General features: G+C 67.9%; 20 protein-coding genes. 9 read left to right on the top strand and 11 right to left on the bottom strand.

Annotated elements, in window-relative coordinates; genetic code table 11:
- Positions 1-59: 59 nt before the first annotated feature.
- Positions 60-1,568: a glycosyltransferase family 87 protein gene (locus ACIBW9_RS13315; protein ID WP_398954362.1), complete on the top strand. Its 1,509-nt coding sequence runs from the start codon at positions 60-62 to the stop codon at positions 1,566-1,568.
- Positions 1,569-1,682: 114 nt separating this feature from the next.
- On the opposite strand, the gene ACIBW9_RS13310 is transcribed toward ACIBW9_RS13315, so the two are convergent.
- The 3 genes from ACIBW9_RS13310 to ACIBW9_RS13300 form a co-directional block, all read right to left on the bottom strand.
- Entirely contained in the window at positions 1,683-2,714 is a 1,032-nt protein-coding gene (locus ACIBW9_RS13310; protein ID WP_398954360.1) for an alanine racemase, read from the bottom strand.
- Between the two features lie 74 nt (positions 2,715-2,788).
- Positions 2,789-3,910: a peptidoglycan bridge formation glycyltransferase FemX gene (gene femX / locus ACIBW9_RS13305; protein ID WP_115907084.1), complete on the bottom strand. Its 1,122-nt coding sequence runs from the start codon at positions 3,908-3,910 to the stop codon at positions 2,789-2,791.
- 179 nt (positions 3,911-4,089) lie between these two features.
- Complete coding sequence (locus ACIBW9_RS13300; protein WP_398954356.1) at positions 4,090-4,404, bottom strand: hypothetical protein; 315 nt, start codon at positions 4,402-4,404, stop codon at positions 4,090-4,092.
- Between the two features lie 285 nt (positions 4,405-4,689).
- Between ACIBW9_RS13300 and rpsF the strand changes: the two genes are divergently transcribed.
- The 4 genes from rpsF to rplI all read left to right on the top strand — a co-directional run bounded on the left by rpsF (position 4,690) and on the right by rplI (position 6,408).
- Complete coding sequence (rpsF, locus tag ACIBW9_RS13295; protein WP_115907086.1) at positions 4,690-4,980, top strand: 30S ribosomal protein S6; 291 nt, start codon at positions 4,690-4,692, stop codon at positions 4,978-4,980.
- Positions 4,981-5,061: 81 nt separating this feature from the next.
- The gene (locus ACIBW9_RS13290; protein ID WP_398954354.1) at positions 5,062-5,649 is read left to right on the top strand and encodes a single-stranded DNA-binding protein; all 588 of its coding nucleotides are present in this window, start codon (positions 5,062-5,064) and stop codon (positions 5,647-5,649) included.
- Positions 5,650-5,706: 57 nt separating this feature from the next.
- Complete coding sequence (gene rpsR / locus ACIBW9_RS13285; protein WP_003949403.1) at positions 5,707-5,943, top strand: 30S ribosomal protein S18; 237 nt, start codon at positions 5,707-5,709, stop codon at positions 5,941-5,943.
- Positions 5,944-5,961: 18 nt separating this feature from the next.
- Positions 5,962-6,408 carry a 50S ribosomal protein L9 gene (gene rplI, locus ACIBW9_RS13280; RefSeq protein ID WP_189984877.1) on the top strand — a complete coding sequence of 149 codons (447 nt, stop codon included), beginning with the start codon at positions 5,962-5,964 and terminating at the stop codon, positions 6,406-6,408.
- 129 nt (positions 6,409-6,537) lie between these two features.
- Here the strand turns inward: rplI and ACIBW9_RS13275 are convergent, their stop codons facing one another.
- On the bottom strand, positions 6,538-7,875 hold the full coding sequence (locus ACIBW9_RS13275) for an MATE family efflux transporter (RefSeq protein WP_398954351.1): 1,338 nt from the start codon (positions 7,873-7,875) through the stop codon (positions 6,538-6,540).
- Between the two features lie 461 nt (positions 7,876-8,336).
- On the opposite strand from ACIBW9_RS13275, the gene dnaB reads away from it, so the two are divergent.
- The gene (dnaB, locus tag ACIBW9_RS13270) at positions 8,337-9,815 is read left to right on the top strand and encodes a replicative DNA helicase (RefSeq protein ID WP_398954349.1); all 1,479 of its coding nucleotides are present in this window, start codon (positions 8,337-8,339) and stop codon (positions 9,813-9,815) included.
- 68 nt (positions 9,816-9,883) lie between these two features.
- Positions 9,884-11,266: a serine hydrolase domain-containing protein gene (locus tag ACIBW9_RS13265; protein WP_398954347.1), complete on the top strand. Its 1,383-nt coding sequence runs from the start codon at positions 9,884-9,886 to the stop codon at positions 11,264-11,266.
- Positions 11,267-11,325: 59 nt separating this feature from the next.
- On the opposite strand, the gene ACIBW9_RS13260 is transcribed toward ACIBW9_RS13265, so the two are convergent.
- Positions 11,326-11,778 (bottom strand): GNAT family N-acetyltransferase, encoded by a 453-nt coding sequence (locus ACIBW9_RS13260; protein ID WP_398954345.1) that lies wholly within the window; start codon positions 11,776-11,778, stop codon positions 11,326-11,328.
- 37 nt (positions 11,779-11,815) lie between these two features.
- Positions 11,816-12,682 (bottom strand): GNAT family N-acetyltransferase, encoded by an 867-nt coding sequence (locus ACIBW9_RS13255; RefSeq protein ID WP_398954343.1) that lies wholly within the window; start codon positions 12,680-12,682, stop codon positions 11,816-11,818.
- Between the two features lie 196 nt (positions 12,683-12,878).
- Between ACIBW9_RS13255 and ACIBW9_RS13250 the strand changes: the two genes are divergently transcribed.
- Both ACIBW9_RS13250 and ACIBW9_RS13245 read left to right on the top strand, forming a co-directional pair.
- Positions 12,879-13,511: an HAD family hydrolase gene (locus tag ACIBW9_RS13250; RefSeq protein WP_398954341.1), complete on the top strand. Its 633-nt coding sequence runs from the start codon at positions 12,879-12,881 to the stop codon at positions 13,509-13,511.
- 391 nt (positions 13,512-13,902) lie between these two features.
- Positions 13,903-15,303 (top strand): globin domain-containing protein, encoded by a 1,401-nt coding sequence (locus tag ACIBW9_RS13245; RefSeq protein WP_398954339.1) that lies wholly within the window; start codon positions 13,903-13,905, stop codon positions 15,301-15,303.
- Between the two features lie 14 nt (positions 15,304-15,317).
- On the opposite strand, the gene ACIBW9_RS13240 is transcribed toward ACIBW9_RS13245, so the two are convergent.
- The 5 genes from ACIBW9_RS13240 to ACIBW9_RS13220 form a co-directional block, all read right to left on the bottom strand.
- The gene (locus ACIBW9_RS13240; RefSeq protein WP_398954337.1) at positions 15,318-15,800 is read right to left on the bottom strand and encodes an NUDIX domain-containing protein; all 483 of its coding nucleotides are present in this window, start codon (positions 15,798-15,800) and stop codon (positions 15,318-15,320) included.
- Positions 15,801-15,888: 88 nt separating this feature from the next.
- Entirely contained in the window at positions 15,889-16,794 is a 906-nt protein-coding gene (locus ACIBW9_RS13235; protein WP_398954335.1) for a LysR family transcriptional regulator, read from the bottom strand.
- Between the two features lie 242 nt (positions 16,795-17,036).
- Positions 17,037-18,188, bottom strand: coding sequence for a cystathionine gamma-lyase (locus ACIBW9_RS13230; RefSeq protein WP_398954333.1), 1,152 nt, complete (start codon positions 18,186-18,188; stop codon positions 17,037-17,039).
- Positions 18,185-18,676 (bottom strand): low molecular weight protein-tyrosine-phosphatase, encoded by a 492-nt coding sequence (locus ACIBW9_RS13225; protein ID WP_398954331.1) that lies wholly within the window; start codon positions 18,674-18,676, stop codon positions 18,185-18,187. The genes ACIBW9_RS13230 and ACIBW9_RS13225 overlap by 4 nt, the downstream gene beginning before the upstream one ends.
- A gap of 7 nt (positions 18,677-18,683) precedes the next feature.
- Complete coding sequence (locus tag ACIBW9_RS13220) at positions 18,684-19,061, bottom strand: phage holin family protein (RefSeq protein ID WP_398954329.1); 378 nt, start codon at positions 19,059-19,061, stop codon at positions 18,684-18,686.
- Positions 19,062-19,074: the final 13 nt, after the last annotated feature.

Genomic DNA, 19,074 nt, shown 5'->3' with positions numbered 1-19,074 from the left:
CCTGAGTGGTTGCGGCGGCCCTCGGCGTATTCCTAGACACGTACGGCAGGATGTGCGGCATGGCCAGCGCAGAATCGACGCAAGCGAGCGTGCACGAGCAGGACCCGGTGCGGCCGACCAAGGAGGACGAGGTCGCCGCGTCCGGCAGCGAGCTGATCGGCGGCCCCCTCGGACGGCGCGCCCTGCTCGGGACGTCCTGGTGGACTCCGGTGCGGGTCGTCGCGCTCGTGGCGATCGGCATGTTCGCCCTCGGACTGATCCAGAAGGCGCCCTGCTACAACGGCGCCTGGTTCTTCGGCGCCAGCTCGCAGTACACGAAGGCGTGCTACTCGGATATTCCGCATCTCTATCAGGGGCGCGGTTTCGCCGACGGGCTTGTGCCCTACTTCGACAAGCTCTCCGGCGACATGCCGTACCTCGAGTACCCCGTGCTGACCGGGGTGTTCATGGAAGTCGCCTCCTGGCTCACGCCGGGCAGCGGCAGCATCCAGGACCAGGAGCAGTGGTACTGGATGGTCAACGCCGGGATGCTGATGGTGTGCGCGGCCGTGATCGCGGTCTGCGTGACCCGTACGCACGCCCGGCGCCCCTGGGACGGACTGCTGGTCGCCCTGGCGCCCGCCTTCGCGCTGACCGCCACCATCAACTGGGACCTGCTGGCGGTCGCTCTCACGGCCGCGGCGATGCTGATGTGGTCCCGGAGCCGCCCACTCGCGTTCGGTGTCCTCCTGGGGCTTGCCACGGCGGCCAAGCTCTATCCCGTGTTCCTGCTCGGCCCGCTGTTCCTGCTGTGCTGGCGTGCGGGAAAGTGGCGGGACTTCGGCAAGGCCGTGGCAGGGACAGTCGTCGCCTGGTTCGTCGTGAACCTGCCGGTGATGCTCTTCGCCTGGGACGGCTGGTCGCAGTTCTACAAGTTCAGCCACGACCGGGGCGTGGACTTCGGGTCGTTCTGGCTGATCATGGCTCAGAACTCGACCGATCCGCTCAGCACCGACACCGTCAACAATCTGGCCACGGCGCTGGTGGTGCTGTGTTTCGTGGGTCTTGCCGTGCTCACGATGACCGCTCCGCGTCGCCCGCGCTTCGCCCAGCTCGCCTTCCTGATCGTCGCGGCGTTCATCCTCACCAACAAGGTCTACTCCCCGCAGTACGTCCTGTGGCTGGTCCCGCTCGCTGTGCTGGCCCGGCCGAAGTGGCGGGACTTCCTGATCTGGCAGGCGTGCGAGGTCGCGTACTTCCTGGGCATCTGGATGTATCTCGCGTACACGACCAGCGGCGACGCTCACAAGGGGCTGCCGCAGGACGGCTACCACTGGGCCATCGGCGTGCACCTGCTGGGGACGCTCTATCTGTGCGGTGTCGTCGTGCGCGACATCCTCATGCCGGAGCGGGATCCGGTGCGCCGGGCCGGGGACGACGACCCGTCTGGGGGTGTGCTCGACGGCGCGGAGGACGTCTTCGCTCTTGGCGCTGCGGCCCATCCGCCGCGGCACGCGGCCCACTTCGACGGGCCGCAGGTGGAGTGGGGCAGCCGAGAAGGGGCACCTTCCACCGACGGTTCGCTCTGAGCGAACAGACGTCGGTGACGGCGGGTGCCCGAAGAGAGACCGCCTCGCTCGATGCGCGAAATGGCCGTACACGGAGCTGCCGTGTACGGCCTTTTGGTTGGCTGACGCCTTCGCTCAGCGGTCGACGAGGCGGTCGAACTGCGTGGTGGTGTGCCGCAGATGGGCCACCAGCTCCTCCCCGACCTTCGGTTCGGGTGCGTCCGCCGGCACGAACAGGATGGAGACCTGCATGTGCGGCGGCTCCGCGAACCAGCGCTGCTTCCCGCCCCAGACGAACGGAGAAAGGTTCCGGTTCACCGTGGCGAGGCCGGCCCGCGCGACGCCCTTCGCACGCGGCATGACGCCGTGCAGCGCCTTCGGGGCCTCCAGACCCACCCCGTGCGACGTGCCGCCCGCCACGACCACCAGGAAGCCGTCGGAGGCGGCCTTCTGCTGGCGATAGCCGAAACGGTCCCCCTTGGCGACCCGCGTGACGTCCAGAACCGCGCCACGGTACTCGGTGGCCTCGTGGTCCCCCAGCCACAGCCGGGTGCCGATGCGGGCTCGGAAGCGCGTCTGCGGGAACTGCTGCTGCAGCCGGTGCAGTTCGTCGGCCTTGAGGTGGCTGACGAACATCGTGTGCAGGGGCAGGCGGGCGGCACGCAGGTGGTCCATCCAACCGATGACCTCCTCGACGGCGTCGGAGCCGTCCGTGCGGTCCAGCGGCAGGTGGATGGCGAAGCCCTCGAGGCGGATGTTCTCAATGGCCGCGTGCAGCTGCGGCAGGTCCTGGGCGCTGATGCCGTGCCGCTTCATCGAGGACATCACCTCGATGACCACACGGGCTCCTACGAGGCCGTACACGCCGTCCACCGACGACACCGAGCGGATGACCCGGTCGGGAAGCGGGACGGGCTCCTCGCCGCGCCGGTACGGCGTCAGCACCAGCAGGTCACCGCCGAAGAAGTCCTTGATGCGCGCGGCCTCGTACGTGGTGCCGACGGCGAGGACGTCCGAGCCCAGCCGGGTGGCCTCCTCCGCCAGCCGCTCGTGCCCGAAGCCGTAGCCGTTGCCCTTACAGACCGGGACAAGGCCTGGGAACTGGTCCTGCACGTGCTTGTGGTGCGCACGCCAGCGCGCGGTGTCGACGTAGAGCGTGAGCGCCATGGCCGGACCTGGAACCTTTCTCGTGGCTGCGGTGTATCAGAGGTATGGGAGCTATTGAAGCGAAGAACGCGACGTCAGCGGCGCGACATGTAGATGTCGAGCGCCTTGTGGAGCAGCTTGTTGAGCGGGAAGTCCCACTCGCCGAGGTACTCGGCGGCCTGGCCGCCCGTGCCCACCTTGAACTGGATCAGGCCGAAGAGGTGGTCGGTCTCGTCCAGGGAGTCGGAGATGCCGCGCAGGTCGTAGACGGTCGCGCCGAGTGCGTATGCGTCGCGCAGCATCCGCCACTGCATCGCGTTCGAGGGCCGGACCTCACGGCCGATGTTGTCGGAGGCGCCGTAGGAGTACCAGACGTGCCCGCCGACGATCAGCATCGTCGCCGCCGACAGATTCACGCCGTTGTGCCGGGCGAAGTACAGCCGCATGCGGTTGGGGTCCTCGGTGTTGAGAGCCGTCCACATGCGCTGGAAGTACGACAGCGGGCGCGGCCGGAAATGGTCACGCACGGCCGTGATCTCGTACAGCCTCTGCCATTCCTCGAGGTCCTGGTAACCGCCCTGGACGACCTCGACGCCGGCCTTCTCGGCCTTTTTGATGTTGCGGCGCCACAGCTGGTTGAAGTTCTTGTGCACCTCTTCGAGGGAGCGGTTGGCCAGCGGCACCTGGAAGACATAGCGGGGCTGTACGTCGCCGAAGCCGGCCCCGCCGTCCTCGCCCTGCTGCCAGCCCATACGGCGCAGCTTGTCGGCGACCTCGAAGGCGCGTGGCTCGATGAAGTCGGCCTCGATGTCACGCAGCCGCTTCACGTCCGGGCTCTGGATGCCCTGCTTGATCGAGCCCGCCTCCCAGCGCCGGATGATCACCGGCGGGCCCATCTTCACGGAGAAGGCACCCTGCTGCTTGAGGTGCGCGAGCATCGGTTCCAGCCATTCGGTCAGGTTCGGTGCGAACCAGTTGATGACCGGGCCTTCGGGCAGATAGGCCAAGTAGCGCTTGATCTTGGGCAGTTGGCGATAGAGGACGAGGCCCGCACCGACCATCTCGCCGGTGCGTTCGTCGAACCAGCCGAGGCTCTCGGAGCGCCACTCCGCCTTGACATCGGCCCAGGCCGGAACCTGCATGTGGCTCGCCGAGGGCAGGCTCTGGATGTACGCCAGATGCTGCTCGCGGCTGATCGTCCTCAGGGTCAGGCTCATTCGGGGCGCTCCTCGGGCTGGTGTGTCCCCATGGGTACAGGGGCTCCGGCTCTCGCGCCGAAGCCTACTGCGCCTTGCGAGCGCCCCGACTGGGCGTACGGAAGCTGCGCCCCGGCTTGTTGGCCGCCGGGGCGTTCAGTGGTGCTTTGTCCGGAGTTGGAGAGCCGGTGTCCCTGGCTTCAGCCGATGACCCCGCCGAAGAGGCCGCCGTGCGCCATGCCGAGGAAGAAGCCGACCGCAGCGGCCCCCAGACCCAGGATGAGTCCGAAGCGCTCGCGGGTCGTTTCCGAGATCCACTGGCCGTACGCACCGGTGAGGATCCCCACCAGACCGGCCCAGGAGCTGAGCAGGTGCAGGTTGTGGAAGAAGCCCGTCACGAACGCCGTCACGCCGACAACCAGGGTCACCGCGAGCAGCGTGTCCTGGAGGGGGTGGGGTTTTCCGTCCGTGGCGAAAAGGCCTCCGACGGTGTTGGGTCGCAATGCCTGTGCCATGGGGCACCTCCTGCGGAAGACGGCGCATCGTAGCGCCATGCACACCCGATGTGTACAGATTGACGGTCCTCGCGGCCGGATTTCAACCGGAAGCAGGTGTGCAGGTAGTCTGTAGCGTCTGCACCGGTGTCTGCCCAGGCAGAGCCAGGGAACCGTCCAGGCCAGACCGGGGATGTCGCTCGCGACCCCCGATTGTCAGTGGCGGCCGATACCGTTGCGTACGCATCACGACCCTCCTGCCACGGAACGACCGTGGCCGCTGAGTCCAAAGGAGGTGGGTTCCACATGCGTCACTACGAGGTGATGGTCATCCTCGACCCCGATCTGGAGGAGCGCGCTGTCGCCCCCCTGATCGAGAACTTCCTCACCGTCGTCCGTGAGGGCAACGGCAAGGTCGAGAAGGTCGACACCTGGGGCCGTCGTCGTCTCTCGTACGAGATCAAGAAGAAGCCCGAGGGCATCTACTCGGTCATCGACCTGCAGGCCGAGCCTGCGGTCGTCAAGGAGCTCGACCGCCAGATGAACCTGAACGAGTCGGTCCTCCGGACCAAGGTCCTCCGCCCCGAGACCCACTGAGCTCTCCCGCTCAGCTGATCTCGGGATCCGAGTAGCAGCACCACAAAGCAGCCAGCAGCAAACCCGCCGAGAGGTTCCCCCATGGCAGGCGAGACCGTCATCACGGTCGTCGGCAATCTTGTCGACGACCCCGAGCTGCGCTTCACCCCTTCCGGTGCGGCGGTCGCGAAGTTCCGTGTCGCGTCCACCCCCCGCACCTTCGACCGTCAGACGAACGAGTGGAAGGACGGCGAAAGCCTCTTCCTGACCTGCTCGGTCTGGCGTCAGGCGGCGGAGAACGTCGCCGAGTCGCTCCAGCGAGGCATGCGCGTCATCGTGCAGGGCCGGCTGAAGCAGCGGTCCTACGAGGACCGTGAGGGCGTCAAGCGCACGGTCTACGAACTGGACGTCGAGGAAGTCGGCGCCAGCCTGCGCAACGCCACGGCCAAGGTCACCAAGACCGCCGGCCGTGGTGGGCAGGGCCAGGGCGGTTACGGCGGCGGTGGCGGCCAGGGTGGCGGCGGCTGGGGTGGAAACTCCGGCGGCGGCCAGCAGGGCGGCGGAGCTCCCGCCGACGACCCGTGGGCGACCGGCGCTCCCGCCGGTGGCAACCAGGGCGGCGGCGGTGGCGGCTGGGGTGGAAACTCCGGCAGCGGTGGCGGCGGCTACTCGGACGAGCCCCCCTTCTAGGCCTTTGGCCGGAGGGCGGGTCGTACCCAAACTTCTTGATCACACAGGAGAAACACCATGGCGAAGCCGCCTGTGCGCAAGCCTAAGAAGAAGGTCTGCGCTTTCTGCAAGGACAAGGTCACGTACGTGGACTACAAGGACACGAACATGCTGCGGAAGTTCATTTCCGACCGCGGCAAGATCCGTGCCCGCCGCGTGACCGGCAACTGCACGCAGCACCAGCGTGACGTCGCCACGGCCGTCAAGAACAGCCGTGAGATGGCGCTGCTGCCCTACACCTCCACCGCGCGATAAGGGAAGGGTGACCGAAACATGAAGATCATCCTCACCCACGAGGTCTCCGGCCTCGGCGCCGCGGGCGACGTCGTCGACGTCAAGGACGGTTACGCTCGCAACTACCTGATCCCGCGGAAGTTCGCCATCCGCTGGACCAAGGGTGGTGAGAAGGACGTCGAGCAGATCCGTCGAGCTCGCAAGATCCACGAGATCCAGACCATCGAGCAGGCCAACCAGGTGAAGGCCCAGCTCGAGGGCGTCAAGGTCCGTCTGGCCGTTCGCTCCGGCGACGCCGGTCGTCTCTTCGGTTCCGTCACCCCGGCCGACATCGCCTCGGCGATCAAGGCCTCCGGTGGCCCCGAGGTCGACAAGCGCCGCATTGAGCTGAGCGCGCCGATCAAGACGCTGGGCGCTCACGAGACGTCGGTGCGTCTGCACCCCGAGGTTGCCGCCAAGGTCAACATCGAGGTTGTCGCGGCCTGATCACCGCGCTCGGCTGAACAGCTGAGAGAAGGGGCGGCACCCATGCAGGGTGCGGCCCCTTCTTCGTGCTCCGGTACGGCGTGGGACCGCCCATGTTTCACGTGAAACGCCGGTTTCACGTGAAACATGTCAGCGGGTGGCGCCTGTGACGATCCAGCGGCCCGAGCGGGTCCGCAGCCAAAGGGTCAGCATGCGCACCGTCATCATCAGTGTCATCGCCGCCCACAGCGTGGTGAGGCCGCCGCCGAGCGCCGGAACCAACAACGCCAACGGGGCGAAGACAGCAAGGGTGAGCACCATGGCCCGAGCCAGATAGGGGCCGTCGCCGGCTCCCATCAGGACGCCGTCCAGGACAAAGACAACGCCGCAGATCGGCTGGGAGAGAGCCACCACGAGCAGTGCGGGCAGCGCGGCGTCCTTGACCACGGTGTCGCTGGTGAACAGTGGCAGGAACACCGGCCGGGCGACTACTACCAGGACACCGAGGACGGCACCCACCGCGATTCCCCACTGCACCATGCGGCGGCAGGCATCGCGAGCACCCCGGCTGTCCTCGGCGCCCAGATGGCGTCCGATGATGGCCTGACCGGCGATGGCGATGGCGTCGAGGGCGAAGGCGAGCAGGCTCCACAGAGACAGGATGATCTGGTGTGCAGCCATGTCGGCGTCGCCGAGTCGGGCGGCGACAGCTGTGGCGATCATCAGGATCGCCCGCAGTGACAGCGTGCGGACCAGGAGGGGAACACCGGCTTGAGCGGAGGCCCGTATCCCAGATGCGTCGGGACGCAGTGAGGCGCCGTGTCTGCGGGCTCCGCGGACGACCACGATGAGGTAGACGGCTGCCATGCCGCACTGCGCGATGACGGTTCCCCAGGCGGAGCCGGCAATGCCGAGCCCGGCGCCGTACACGAGGCCCGCGTTGAGGGCGCCGTTGGCGACAAAGCCGGCGATGGCGACGCGGAGTGGTGTCTTGGTGTCCTGCAACCCGCGCAGCACACCGGTTGCGGCGAGGACGACGAGCATGGCCGGGATGCCGAGGGACGAGATGCGCAGATAGGTGGTCGCGTAGGGGGCCGCACTGTCCGAGGCGCCGAACAGCTCCACCAGGGCCGGTGCTGTGGGCAGTACGGCGGCGATGACGGCGGCGCCGAGCAGAAGCGCCAGCCAGATTCCGTCCATGCCTTGCCGGATGGCGGCCTGGAGGTCGCCGGCGCCGACCCGTCGGGCGACGGCCGCGGTGGTGGCGTACGCGAGGAAGACGAAGATGCTGACTGCTGTCGTGAGAAGGGCCGAGGCGACGCCCAGGCCGGCGAGTTGTGCCGTTCCGAGATGGCCGACGATCGCGCTGTCCGCCATGACGAAGAGGGGCTCGGCGACAAGTGCACCGAAGGCCGGGACGGCCAGCGCGACGATCTCTCGATCGTGCTGTCGCCCGGTGATCTTGGGGGTCGCAGGAGCCTGTGTCATGAGCACCAATCTAATCGTCCACAGGTAAGAGATGCAAAGCTTTTTCAACCCTTACTCCGCTTCAGGGTGCAGGGTCTTTCGTGCGCCGTTCGAAGCGATCTTGGCCCGACTGGGGAAGTTTTTCTTCTGCACAGCCGGTGGATGAGAAAAGTGCAGGTCAAGGCGGTCGTAATGGAAGAGGCTGTCGCTTGTTCACAGGGCTGTCCACCGTGTCGTGCACAGGTTTTGCAGAGTTCTCCACAGCATCCGGGCCGTCGTCCACATGGCCTGTGGATAACCAGATTGGCTGACGGTGCCCGCAGGCCTACGGTGGTCCGGCGCCCGCTCCGTTCGTCGGCAGGGAAAACAGCCCAAAACCGACGTGCACCAACCGGAGTTGGGCCTCTCATTTGTCAGTGCCGTGCCGTAGAACAGAGGGCATGGCTAGGTCCGCCCGGCGGCGGACGGGAGGAGGTGGCTCGGTGAGTATTTCCGAGCCCTTGGACGATCCCTGGGCCAACAGCGGTCCAAGCGATCGCCTGCCTGCCTCCCGCCGACGCGGCGACGGGGGCCGGGGCCGCGACGAGCAGCACGACCGTGGTCGGGACAGCGGCGAATGGGACGGCGGAGGTACGTCCTTCGAGCGAGTGCCGCCCCAGGATCTCGATGCCGAGCAGTCCGTTCTCGGCGGCATGCTCCTGTCCAAGGACGCCATCGCCGACGTCGTGGAGATTCTCAAGGGCCACGACTTCTACAAGCCGGCACACGAGACGATCTTCCAGGCGATCCTCGACGTCTACGCCAAGGGCGAGCCGGCCGACCCCATCACGATCGCCGCCGAACTCACCAAGCGCGGCGAGATCAACAAGGTCGGTGGCGCATCGTATCTGCACACCCTTGTGCAGACCGTGCCGACCGCAGCCAACGCCGAGTACTACGCGGAGATCGTTCACGAACGCGCGGTCCTGCGTCGTCTGGTCGAGGCGGGCACCCGCATCACTCAGATGGGATACGCGGCCGACGACGACGTCGACGAGATCGTCAACCGCGCCCAGGCCGAGATCTATGCGGTCACCGAGCAGCGCACCAGCGAGGACTACCTCCCGCTCGGCGACATCATGGAGGGCGCTCTCGACGAGATCGAGGCGATCGGCTCCCGCAGTGGTGAGATGACCGGTGTGCCCACGGGCTTCACCGACTTCGACTCGCTGACCAACGGCCTGCACCCCGGCCAGATGATCGTCATCGCCGCCCGTCCCGCGATGGGCAAGTCCACGCTCGCGCTCGACTTCGCCCGGGCCGCGTCGATCAAGCACAACCTTCCGAGCGTCATCTTCTCCCTCGAAATGGGGCGCAACGAGATCGCGATGCGTCTGCTGTCCGCCGAGGCCCGGGTGGCCCTGCACCACATGCGCTCCGGCACGATGACCGACGAGGACTGGACGCGGCTGGCCCGCCGGATGCCGGACGTCTCGGCCGCGCCGCTGTTCATCGACGACTCCCCGAACCTGTCGATGATGGAGATCCGCGCCAAGTGCCGCCGCCTCAAGCAGCGCAATGACATCAGACTGGTCGTCATCGACTACCTCCAGCTGATGCAGTCCGGTGGCTCCAAGCGTGCCGAGAACCGACAGCAGGAGGTCTCGGACATGTCCCGTAACCTCAAGCTCCTCGCCAAGGAGCTGGAGATCCCGGTCATCGCGTTGTCCCAGCTGAACCGTGGCCCCGAGCAGCGCACGGACAAGAAACCGATGGTCTCCGATCTGCGTGAGTCCGGCTCCATCGAGCAGGACGCCGACATGGTCATCCTGCTGCACCGCGAGGACGCCTACGAGAAGGAGTCACCGCGTGCGGGCGAGGCCGACCTGATCGTGGCCAAGCACCGTAACGGCCCGACCGCGACGATCACGGTCGCCTTCCAGGGCCACTACTCACGGTTCGTGGACATGGCGCAGACCTGATCCGACAGACCCGGGGTCCCGGACAAATGAACTCGACGGCCGAGTGCCCCGCGGGATGGACTTGGGTCATGACAACACCTCAGGAAGAGCTGCTCCCCGGTACGCGTCGGGCACTGCTGCACCGGATCGCAGCGGCGCAGGCCGAAGGACGTGCCCCGTCGCTGGTTGCGGCGGTCGTGAGGGGCGGGCGGCCCGTGTGGCACGGTGCGCGTACCTCGGTGGACGGGCATGGTCCGGACGAGACGGTGCAGTACCGCATCGGTTCGATCACCAAGACCTTCACTGCGGTTCTGGTGCTCCGGTTGCGCGATGAGGGCCTGCTCGATCTCGGTGACCCCCTGGAGAAGCATCTGCCGGGAACCGGTGCGGGGGAGGCCACCATCGCCGACCTCCTCGCCCATACGGGCGGGTTGGCGGCGGAATCGCCCGCCCCGTGGTGGGAGCGCACTCCGGGATCGCTGCGCCCCGAACTCTCCGACGTCCTGGGGGAGCAGCCTCTCCTGCATCCGGTGGGCCGCCGCTTCCATTACTCCAATCCCGGCTACACCGTGCTGGGGGCGCTGGTCGAGAAGCTGCGTGCAGCACCGTGGGAAGAGGTACTTCGGCGTGAAGTGCTCGAACCTCTGGGCCTCGACCGTACGAGTGGGCACCCTCAGGCTCCCCATGCGGGTGGATGGGCCGTGCACCCCTGGGCCGACGTCATGCTGCCCGAACCCGCAGAGGACCTGGGACGGATGGCCCCCGCGGGTCAACTCTGGTCCGCCACAGGTGACTTGGCGCGCTTCGCTGCCTTCCTGGCACGGGGCGACGACCGGGTACTGAGCGCCGAGACCGTGAGGGAGATGCGGACACCCGCCGCGCCGGCCGAAGCGGCGGATGTCGTGGACAGAGCCACCTACGGGCTGGGGCTGCAGATCCAGCACCGGGACGGCCGGCTGCTCGTGGGGCACTCCGGGTCGCTGCCGGGGTTTCTGGCGAACCTCACCCTCAGTGTTGAGGACGACGTCGCTGCAGTGGTGCTGGCCAACTGTACGTCCGGCCCGCAGCTGTCCACTGTCGCAGCCGATCTCGTACGGATCGTCGCCGAGGCCGAGCCCCGTATTCCTGAGCCCTGGCGGCCACTGCGGGAAGTCGACGCATCGGTGCTGGAGTTGGCGGGACCGTGGTACTGGGGAACGCACCCGTTCGCCCTGCGGCTGGCGGCCGGGGGTGTCTCGCTGGAGCCGCTGTCCGGAAATGGCCGCCGCTCGCGTTTCCGGGCGAACGGCGACGGTACGTGGACCGGACTGGAGGGCTACTACGCCGGAGAGCTCCTGAAGGCCGTACGGCGCCCGGACGGGACCCTGAGCCATCTGGACCTCGGGTCGTTCGTGTTCACGCGTCAGCCGTACGACGAGGAGGCTTCCGTGCCCGGTGGGGTGGATCCGGACGGCTGGCGGGGGATCGGCTAGACGCAAGGGTCCGGCAGACAGGCTGTTTCACGTGAAACACGCCCCTTCAGGTCACGGCCTCACAGGTGGAGCTTGAAGCCCACGTGTGAGGCCGTGAAGCCGAGGCGCTCGTAGAAGCGGTGGGCGTCGCTGCGGGTGTTGTCGGAGGTCAGCTGGACCAACTGGCAGCCCTGTCGCCGGGATTCGTCGATCGCCCACTCGATGAGCTGTGTGCCCAAGCCGCTGCCGCGCTCGTCGGCGTGGATGCGGACTCCCTCGATGATCGATCTGACGGCGCCGCGTCGTGACAGACCGGGGATGACCGTGAGCTGGAGTGTGCCGACGACGCGGCTCTCACGAACGGCCACGACCAGGTGCTGGTTCGGATCGGACGCAAGACGTTCCAGCGCGGCCAGGTACGGGGTCAGGTCGTCCGGTGACTCGCGCTGGGCTCCCAGAGGGTCGTCGGCGAGCATCGCGACGATCGTGGTCACGTCGTCCGCCGTAGCGGGCCGTATTTCAAGATCTCCCATGCCCGCACCTTACGCACCGATGCCTCGAGGGGCGGGCTCAGCCCGCGGCCACCGTGAGTGGAGCAAATCGTCTGGTCCAGTCGCCAGGCAGTTCCGGGATCCCGTACGTCATGACAGCGTTGAAAGCGACGGACGCCAGCCCCCGCTCCTTCACCCACGCCAGCAGTTCTTCATGCCGTACGTCGATGTCGGTGCGCAGGGGACGGTCGGTGTGCGCGGCGAGCGAGGCGATGAGCGCCTTTGCCGTCTCCGTGTCCCTGGCGATCAGCGGGCCCACGACATGGGTCTCCATGTTGGGCCAGGCGGCCGCGTAGCCGATGAGCCGGCCGTCCTCCTCGGCGACGCGCAGTCGGTCGGCGAAGGCGGGCAGCCGCGTGATGAAAGGTGTGCGGTCGGCGCCGAACACCTCCTCGTCGAGCCGGAGGATCGCAGGGAGGTCCTCGGCGGTGGCTGCCCGTGTGACCACCTCGGGCTCGGGCCCGTCGGGCATGAAATGCCCGCGCACCATCTCGGCCCGGCCGGTGGCCTTGAAGCCGAGCTCCTCGTAGAGGGGACGGCCGTTCGGAGTCGCGTGCAGCGTCAGCGGGGTGGTGCCCATGGCCGAGACGATGTGTCGCATCAGGTGGCGTCCGACACCCCGGCGGGCATGGCGTTCGGCGACCAGCACCATACCGATGGCCGCGAGAGCGGGGCGGTGCTGCGGCCCGTACTCGGTGACGACGCAGGCGCTGACAAGGCCACTGTCGGGGTCGTCAATGCCATATCCCTTCCCGGCTGTGAGGAGCAGGCCCCACTTGTGCTCCTCGCGCGGCCACCCCCGGTCTTCGGACAGGTCGGCGCAGGCGGTGAGATCGCGAAGCGTCAGACGGCGGACGGCGAGAGGGGGGAGAGAAGGAGTCGGCACGCAGGTCAGGCTGTCTGACGGCTGCCCTCGACGTCCACCTCTTTCCGGTGAGCAGCAGGAGCTTTTGGCCATGTCACGGGCAAGTGCACAGGGGCCCACAGCAGTTCGGTGTTTCACGTGAAACACGGGCGAACGCCGAGCATCGGGTGGTCTCACTGGAAGGGGTCCGCCGCGGGCCCCGTTAGCCTCGGATCCCATGGCAAGACTTCATCTCTTCGATCTCGACGGCACGCTGCTGCAGGGCACTTCGGCGCCCGTGGAGATCTCCCGGCAGCTGGGGCTGGAAGCCGAGACGGTAGCGCTCGATCAGGCGATCTCGGCGGGACTGATAGGGCCGCCGGAGTATGCGGCGCAGGTGTACGGGCTTTGGTCGGAGCTCACCGAGATGCATGTGTCGGCCGCCTTCGAACGTGCCCCGTGGCTGGAGCGCATCCGGGAGGTCTGGGAGGAGATCCGGCGGGTGGGCGACTACTGTGCCGTCGTATCGCTCTCGCCCTCCTTCTTCGTGGAGCGGCTCATCGGGTGGGGCGCGCATGCGGCGTTCGGGTCCCGTTTTCCGGCCGTGCCGTTCACCGAGCCCGTCGATCCGTCCGGAGTTCTCACTGCCGCGGCCAAGGTCGAGATCGCCGACCGACTCTGCGGGGAGTTCGGCGTGGCCCGGGAGGACTGCATCGCCTATGGCGACTCGCTGTCGGACACGGAGCTGTTCGCTGTGGTGCGGGTCTCGGTGGCGGTCAATGCGGACCGTCATCTGTCCGGTCTTGCGACACACTCGTACATGGGCGGGGATCTGTGGGAAGCCTATGAATTGGTGCGTCACGCCCGGTAATTGAAGGAATTGCTGGTTCGCCCGCTCTCCCATTCGTGGCGGAGGAAGGGGGGACTTGTGATCGGAGCGTCGGCCGGTATGGTCGACTCCGGTTCGTTGCGGGGCGAGTCGTACACATCCTGTGCGGACCGAGGACAGGGCGATGCAGCGTAACGGGACGGAGAGATCGAAGACTCGCATTTGCGGTTATACGGCCGGAGTCTCCATGCGGGATGGGATGCTGCGGTGAGAGCACTGCGGTCAATGTCACACTCTCGCCTTACTTGTCCGTACAGAACGTGAATCCAGGTTGAATGTGGCCGCATTGGCCGCGGCATGAAACGGGGAAAGCAAGCCGTCTGCGGGGGAAAAGGCACCTTCCGACCGAGGAAGTGCGCAGACCGACCGAAAGATGTTCGAGGCGAGGCACACCATGGAGGCTCCGACCACCGCGTCGGCCGACAACGGCACATCCGGCGACGGGAGCGGCGGTTGGTTCACGCCGCGCAAGCAGCCGGCGGAGGATGCGCCGCAGTCGGCGCCCCCCTCCGAACCTGCTCCGGAGGCTGCTGCCCCACAGCCCTCGGCAGAGCCCTCTTCCCCCGAGACACTCCCCGCTGACCTGCGCGTGCCCACCCAGCGCTCCACTCCTGCAGCACAGCCGCAGGAGCCCGCCGTTCAGTCCGGCGCCCAGAGCGCGTCACCGGATGCCCTCCTGATCCGTCGGAGCCTGGCCGAGGTGGCGCCGATCGCCGACAAGGTCACCTCGTACTTCTACGCGCTGCTCTTCGTCCGGCACCCCGAACTGCGGTCGCTGTTCCCGGCCGCGATGGACACCCAGCGCGACCGGCTGCTCAAGGCGCTGCTGACCGCGGCCGAGCACATCGACAACACCGAGGTCCTCGTCGCGTATCTGCAGAACCTCGGCCGTGGTCACCGCAAGTACGGCACCAGGGCCGAGCACTACCCGGCCGTCGGTGAGTGTCTCATCGGTGCGCTGAGCAAGTACGCCTCCGACATCTGGGACGCGGAGACGGAGGCGGCCTGGATCCGGGCGTACACGACCATCTCGCAGGTCATGATCGACGCAGCGGCCGCAGACGAACTGCGCGCCCCGGCCTGGTGGTACGCCGAGATCGTCGCGCACGACCTCAGGACCCCGGACGTGGCGATCGTCACGGTCCGTCCCGACCAGCCCTATCCGTTCCTCGCCGGGCAGTACACAAGCCTGGAGACGCCGTGGTGGCCGCGGATCTGGCGGCACTACTCCTTCGCGTCGGCACCCCGTTCCGATGGTCTGCTGACGTTCCATGTGAAGGCCGTCCCGGCGGGCTGGGTCTCCAACGCCCTGGTGCACCGCGCCCGCCCCGGCGACATCATCCGCCTCGGCCCGCCGGCCGGTTCGATGACCGTCGACCACACCACCGACAGCGGACTGCTGTGTCTGGGCGGCGGCACCGGCATAGCCCCCATCAAGGCACTGGTGGAGGACGTGGCCGAGCACGGCGAACGGCGGACGGTCGAGGTGTTCTACGGCGCCCGCACCGACCACGACCTCTACGACATCGACACGATGCTCAGGCTCCAGCAGTCCCACCCCTGGCTCTCGGTCCGCGCCGTCATCGACCAGCAGGCCCATCTCCAGCTCCCGGACGCCATACGCGAGTACGGGCCGTGGAACGAGTTCGACGCCTATCTCTCGGGCCCGCCCGGAATGATCCGCAGCGGGGTGGACGCACTGAGGAACATCGGTATCCCGTCGGAGCGAATACGGCACGACTCGGTGGAGGAGCTCGTCGCCATCGGAGACTGATCCGGCGCCGAAGATCAGCCCAGGTCCGGCGCGTGCATGGCGCGTACGCCCTCGATGTTCCCGTCCAGATAGTGCCGCAGGGACAGCGGTACGAGATGCACGGAGGCGATCCCGACGCGGGTGAACGGCACCCGCACGATCTCGTACTCGCCGGCGGGCTCGTCCACCTCGGGGCCGTGTCGCAGGGAGGTGTCCATCGACTCCAGCCGGCACACGAAGAAGTGCTGCACCTTCACGCCGGTCGCGCCGCCGTCCTCGCCGATGTGTTCCACGGTGTCGACGAAGCAGGGCACCACGTCGGTGATCTTGGCGCCGAGTTCCTCGTACACCTCTCGGTGCAGGGCGTCGACGACGGTTGTGTCGCCGGGCTCGACGCCACCACCGGGAGTGATCCAGTAGGGATCGACACCGGGCTTGGTGCGCTTGATCAGGATCAGGTCGTCGCCGTCCAGAAGAACGGCACGTGCGGTGCGCTTGACCACGGGTCGGACGGTCATGGGAGAAATGTGGCCCGGTTGGTTCCACGTGAAACATCGCGGGATGTCACCGGTCGAGCTCACCCCGTGACTATCGGAAAAGTGCTGGTCAGCACCAGTCGGCGGCCGCTCGCAGCAGCCATTCGTGAGCCCGCGCGATGTGTGGCATCGCGAGGGTGCCGGTGCGGACCACCAGGAAGTACGTGCGCAGCGGCGGCACCGCGGGTTCGTGGAGGGCAACGATCTCACCGCGCTCCAGGGCGTCCCTGCACAGATAGCGGGGCAGTACCGCGAGCCCCGCGCCCGCGACGGCGCAGGCCAGGACCGCACGCAGGTCGGGAACGATGACGGTGCCCGGTGCCGCAGGGCGGGAGTCGAAGACGGAGGCCCAGTAGCGGGAGACGAAGGGCAGCGACTCGTGCACCTCGATCACGGGAACGTCTTCCAGGGCGGGCGCTCCCTTGCGGCGCGGCTTCCCGGCGCCTATCCGTTCGGCCCGCGCCGGGTTGGCGACAAGGACGTGCTCTTCGTCGCAGAGCGGAGTCGCCGTGAGCAGGGCACCGCGTGGGCGGGCCGTACAAATGGCCAGATCGTGATGTCCGGCGGCGAGTCCCTCCAGGGCTTCCTCGGCGTTCCCGAAGGAAGCACGCAGCGCGAAGCCCTGGCCGTCCTCACCGGTCAGCTCCGTGAGAGCGGGCACCGCCCGTTCCGCCGTGAACTCCGGAGGACCGGCGAGATGCAGGGTCCGTAAGGAGGACTCGTCGTCGAGGCCGGTCTCGGCGATCTCCACCAGGGCATCGAGATGCGGAGCGGCCTTGTGGGCGAGTTCGTCCCCGATGGTCGTCGGGGTGACTCCGCGCGCCTGCCGCAGGAACAGGGGGCGGCCTAGTTGCCGCTCCAGCGTGCGGATCTGCGAGGTCACGGCCGGTTGCGACAGCCCGAGCAGGGCGGCGGCGCGGGTGAAGGAGCCGGCCCGGTGCACGGTCACGAAAGTGCGCAGCAAGGCCAGATCCATGGTTCGCCCTCCCCAGTTCCCTGCCCTTCTCCCGGCCCCCAGGCAGGGCCCAACTATAAATAAGTCGATAGGTCTCTGTCGCTACTGTGATTGGACACTGACACAGAGTCAACTAGCCTTGTTCGCGCGGTTCTTCGCGCGCGGAACCGAGGACGGTCCGAGCCACGAGGGGGGAGGCTCGGACCGTCCGTTGTGCGTAGCCGGGCATCGACCCGGCGCCCGTAAGGCAGTCGCCGACCCCGTCATTGCGCCGACGCGTCCAGCGCGCGGAGCACATCCGCCACCAGGTCCTCGGGGTCCTCGGCGCCCACCGAGAAGCGAATGAAGCCCTCCGGAACGGCGTCCCCGCCCCAGCGCCCGCGCCGCTCGGCCGTCGACCGCACCCCGCCGAAGCTCGTCGCGTCGTCCACGAGCCGCAGGGCATCGAGAAAGCGGTCGGCACGCGCGCGCGTGGGCAGCGTGAAGGAGAGCACGCATCCAAAGCGGCGCATCTGCTGCGAGGCGATCTTGTGCGAAGGGTCGTCGGGCAGACCCGGGTAGCGCAGGCCGGTCACCTCGGGCCGCCTTTGCAGCGCCTCGGCGACGGTGAGGGCCGTCGCGCACTGCCGGTCGACGCGCAACTGGAGCGTGGCGATCGAACGGTGTGCGAGCCAGGCCTCCATGGGCCCCGGAATCGCGCCGATGATCTTGCGCCAGCGGCGTACGGCGGCCATGGCCTCGGCGTCGCGGCCCACGACGTAGCCGAGCAGGACGTCCCCGTGCCCGGTGAGCTGTTTGGTGCCACTGGCCACGGCGAAGTCCGCGCCGAGTTCCAGCGGACGCTGCCCGAGCGGCGTGGCGAGGGTGTTGTCGACGGCGACGAGGGCGCCACGCGCGTGTGCCGCCTCTACGAGCCGGCGGATGTCGCACACGTCGAGCCCGGGGTTGGAGGGCGACTCGATCCACAGCAGCTTCGCGCCGTCGAGGACATCGAGCTGGGCGTCGCCGCCGGTGGGCGCGGTGCGCACCTCGATGCCGTACGCCTCCAGTTGCTCGCGGACCATGGGCAGCACCTGGTAGCCGTCGCTCGGCAGGACGAGCATGTCCCCGGCCCGCAGTTGAGAGAAGACCACCGCTGAGACGGCGGCCATCCCGGAGGCGAAGGTGAGCGTCTCGACGCCCTCCTGCCCGGGCGCCTCCAGCTCGCCGATGGCCCCCTCCAGCAGGCTCCAGGTCGGGTTCTGGTCGCGTCCGTAGGTGTACGGGCCGTCGACGTCACCCGGCAGGTGGTAGTGGGCGGCGAACGCCGGTCCGGGCAGGTGCGGCTGGTTCTTGGCCGGCTCGGGCAGCCCGGCCCGCACCGCGCGGGTGCCGTCACCGCTGCCCGTCGACGGGCCCGTACCGGAGTCGCTCATACCGCCTCCACCTCCACCTGCTCGCGTACTTCGGCGAGCAGACCCTCGCTCGCCGCCTCCACCATCTCAAGGCACTCCTCGAAGCCGTCCATGCCCCCGTAGTACGGGTCCGGTACGTCGAGGTCGTCGCCGGCGGCCGGGTCGTAGGAGCGGAGCAGCCGCACTTTCGCCGCGTCCTCCGGAGTGCGGGCGAGGCGGCGCAGGGCCTTGAGGTGGCCGGTGTCCAGCGCGATCACGAGGTCCAGGCGGGAGAACCACGACGGCTGGAACTGGCGTGCCGTGTGGCTGCCGTCGTAGCCGTTCTCCTCCAGGACGGAGACGGTGCGCGGGTCGGCGCCGTCGCCCTCGTGCCAGCCACCGGTGCCGGCGCTGTCGACCGCGACCAGACCGTCGAGTCCCGCCTCCGCTATGCGGGCCCGGAAGACGGACTCCGCCATCGGGGAGCGGCAGATGTTCCCGGTGCAGACGAAGCAGACGCGATAGCTCATCGCGTGCTCAGTCGTTGTCGGGCAGGGCGACGTGCAGCGCCCAGGACACGATGGAGATGATCAGGCCGCCCAGGACCGCCGTCCAGAAGCCCTCGACATGGAAACTCAGGTCGAGCTTGTCGGCCAGCCACGAGGTGAGCAGCAGCATCAGTGCGTTGACCACGAGGGTGATCAGGCCCAGCGTCAGGATGAACAGGGGGAAGGTCAGCACCTTCACGATCGGCTTGACCAGGAAGTTCACCAATCCGAAGATCAGCGCGACGATGATCAGGGTGCCGGCCTTCTTGCCCGTGCTGTCACCGGTCAGGGTGATCTTGTCGAGCAGCCATACGGCGACCGCCAGGGCACCCGCGTTGGCGATCGTCTTGACTACGAAATTCTTCATGTGTCTGATCGTG

Source organism: Streptomyces sp. NPDC049541 (genome assembly GCF_044465725.1).
Lineage (GTDB): Bacteria > Actinomycetota > Actinomycetes > Streptomycetales > Streptomycetaceae > Streptomyces.
This window is presented reverse-complemented; position numbering and strand designations above follow the sequence as displayed.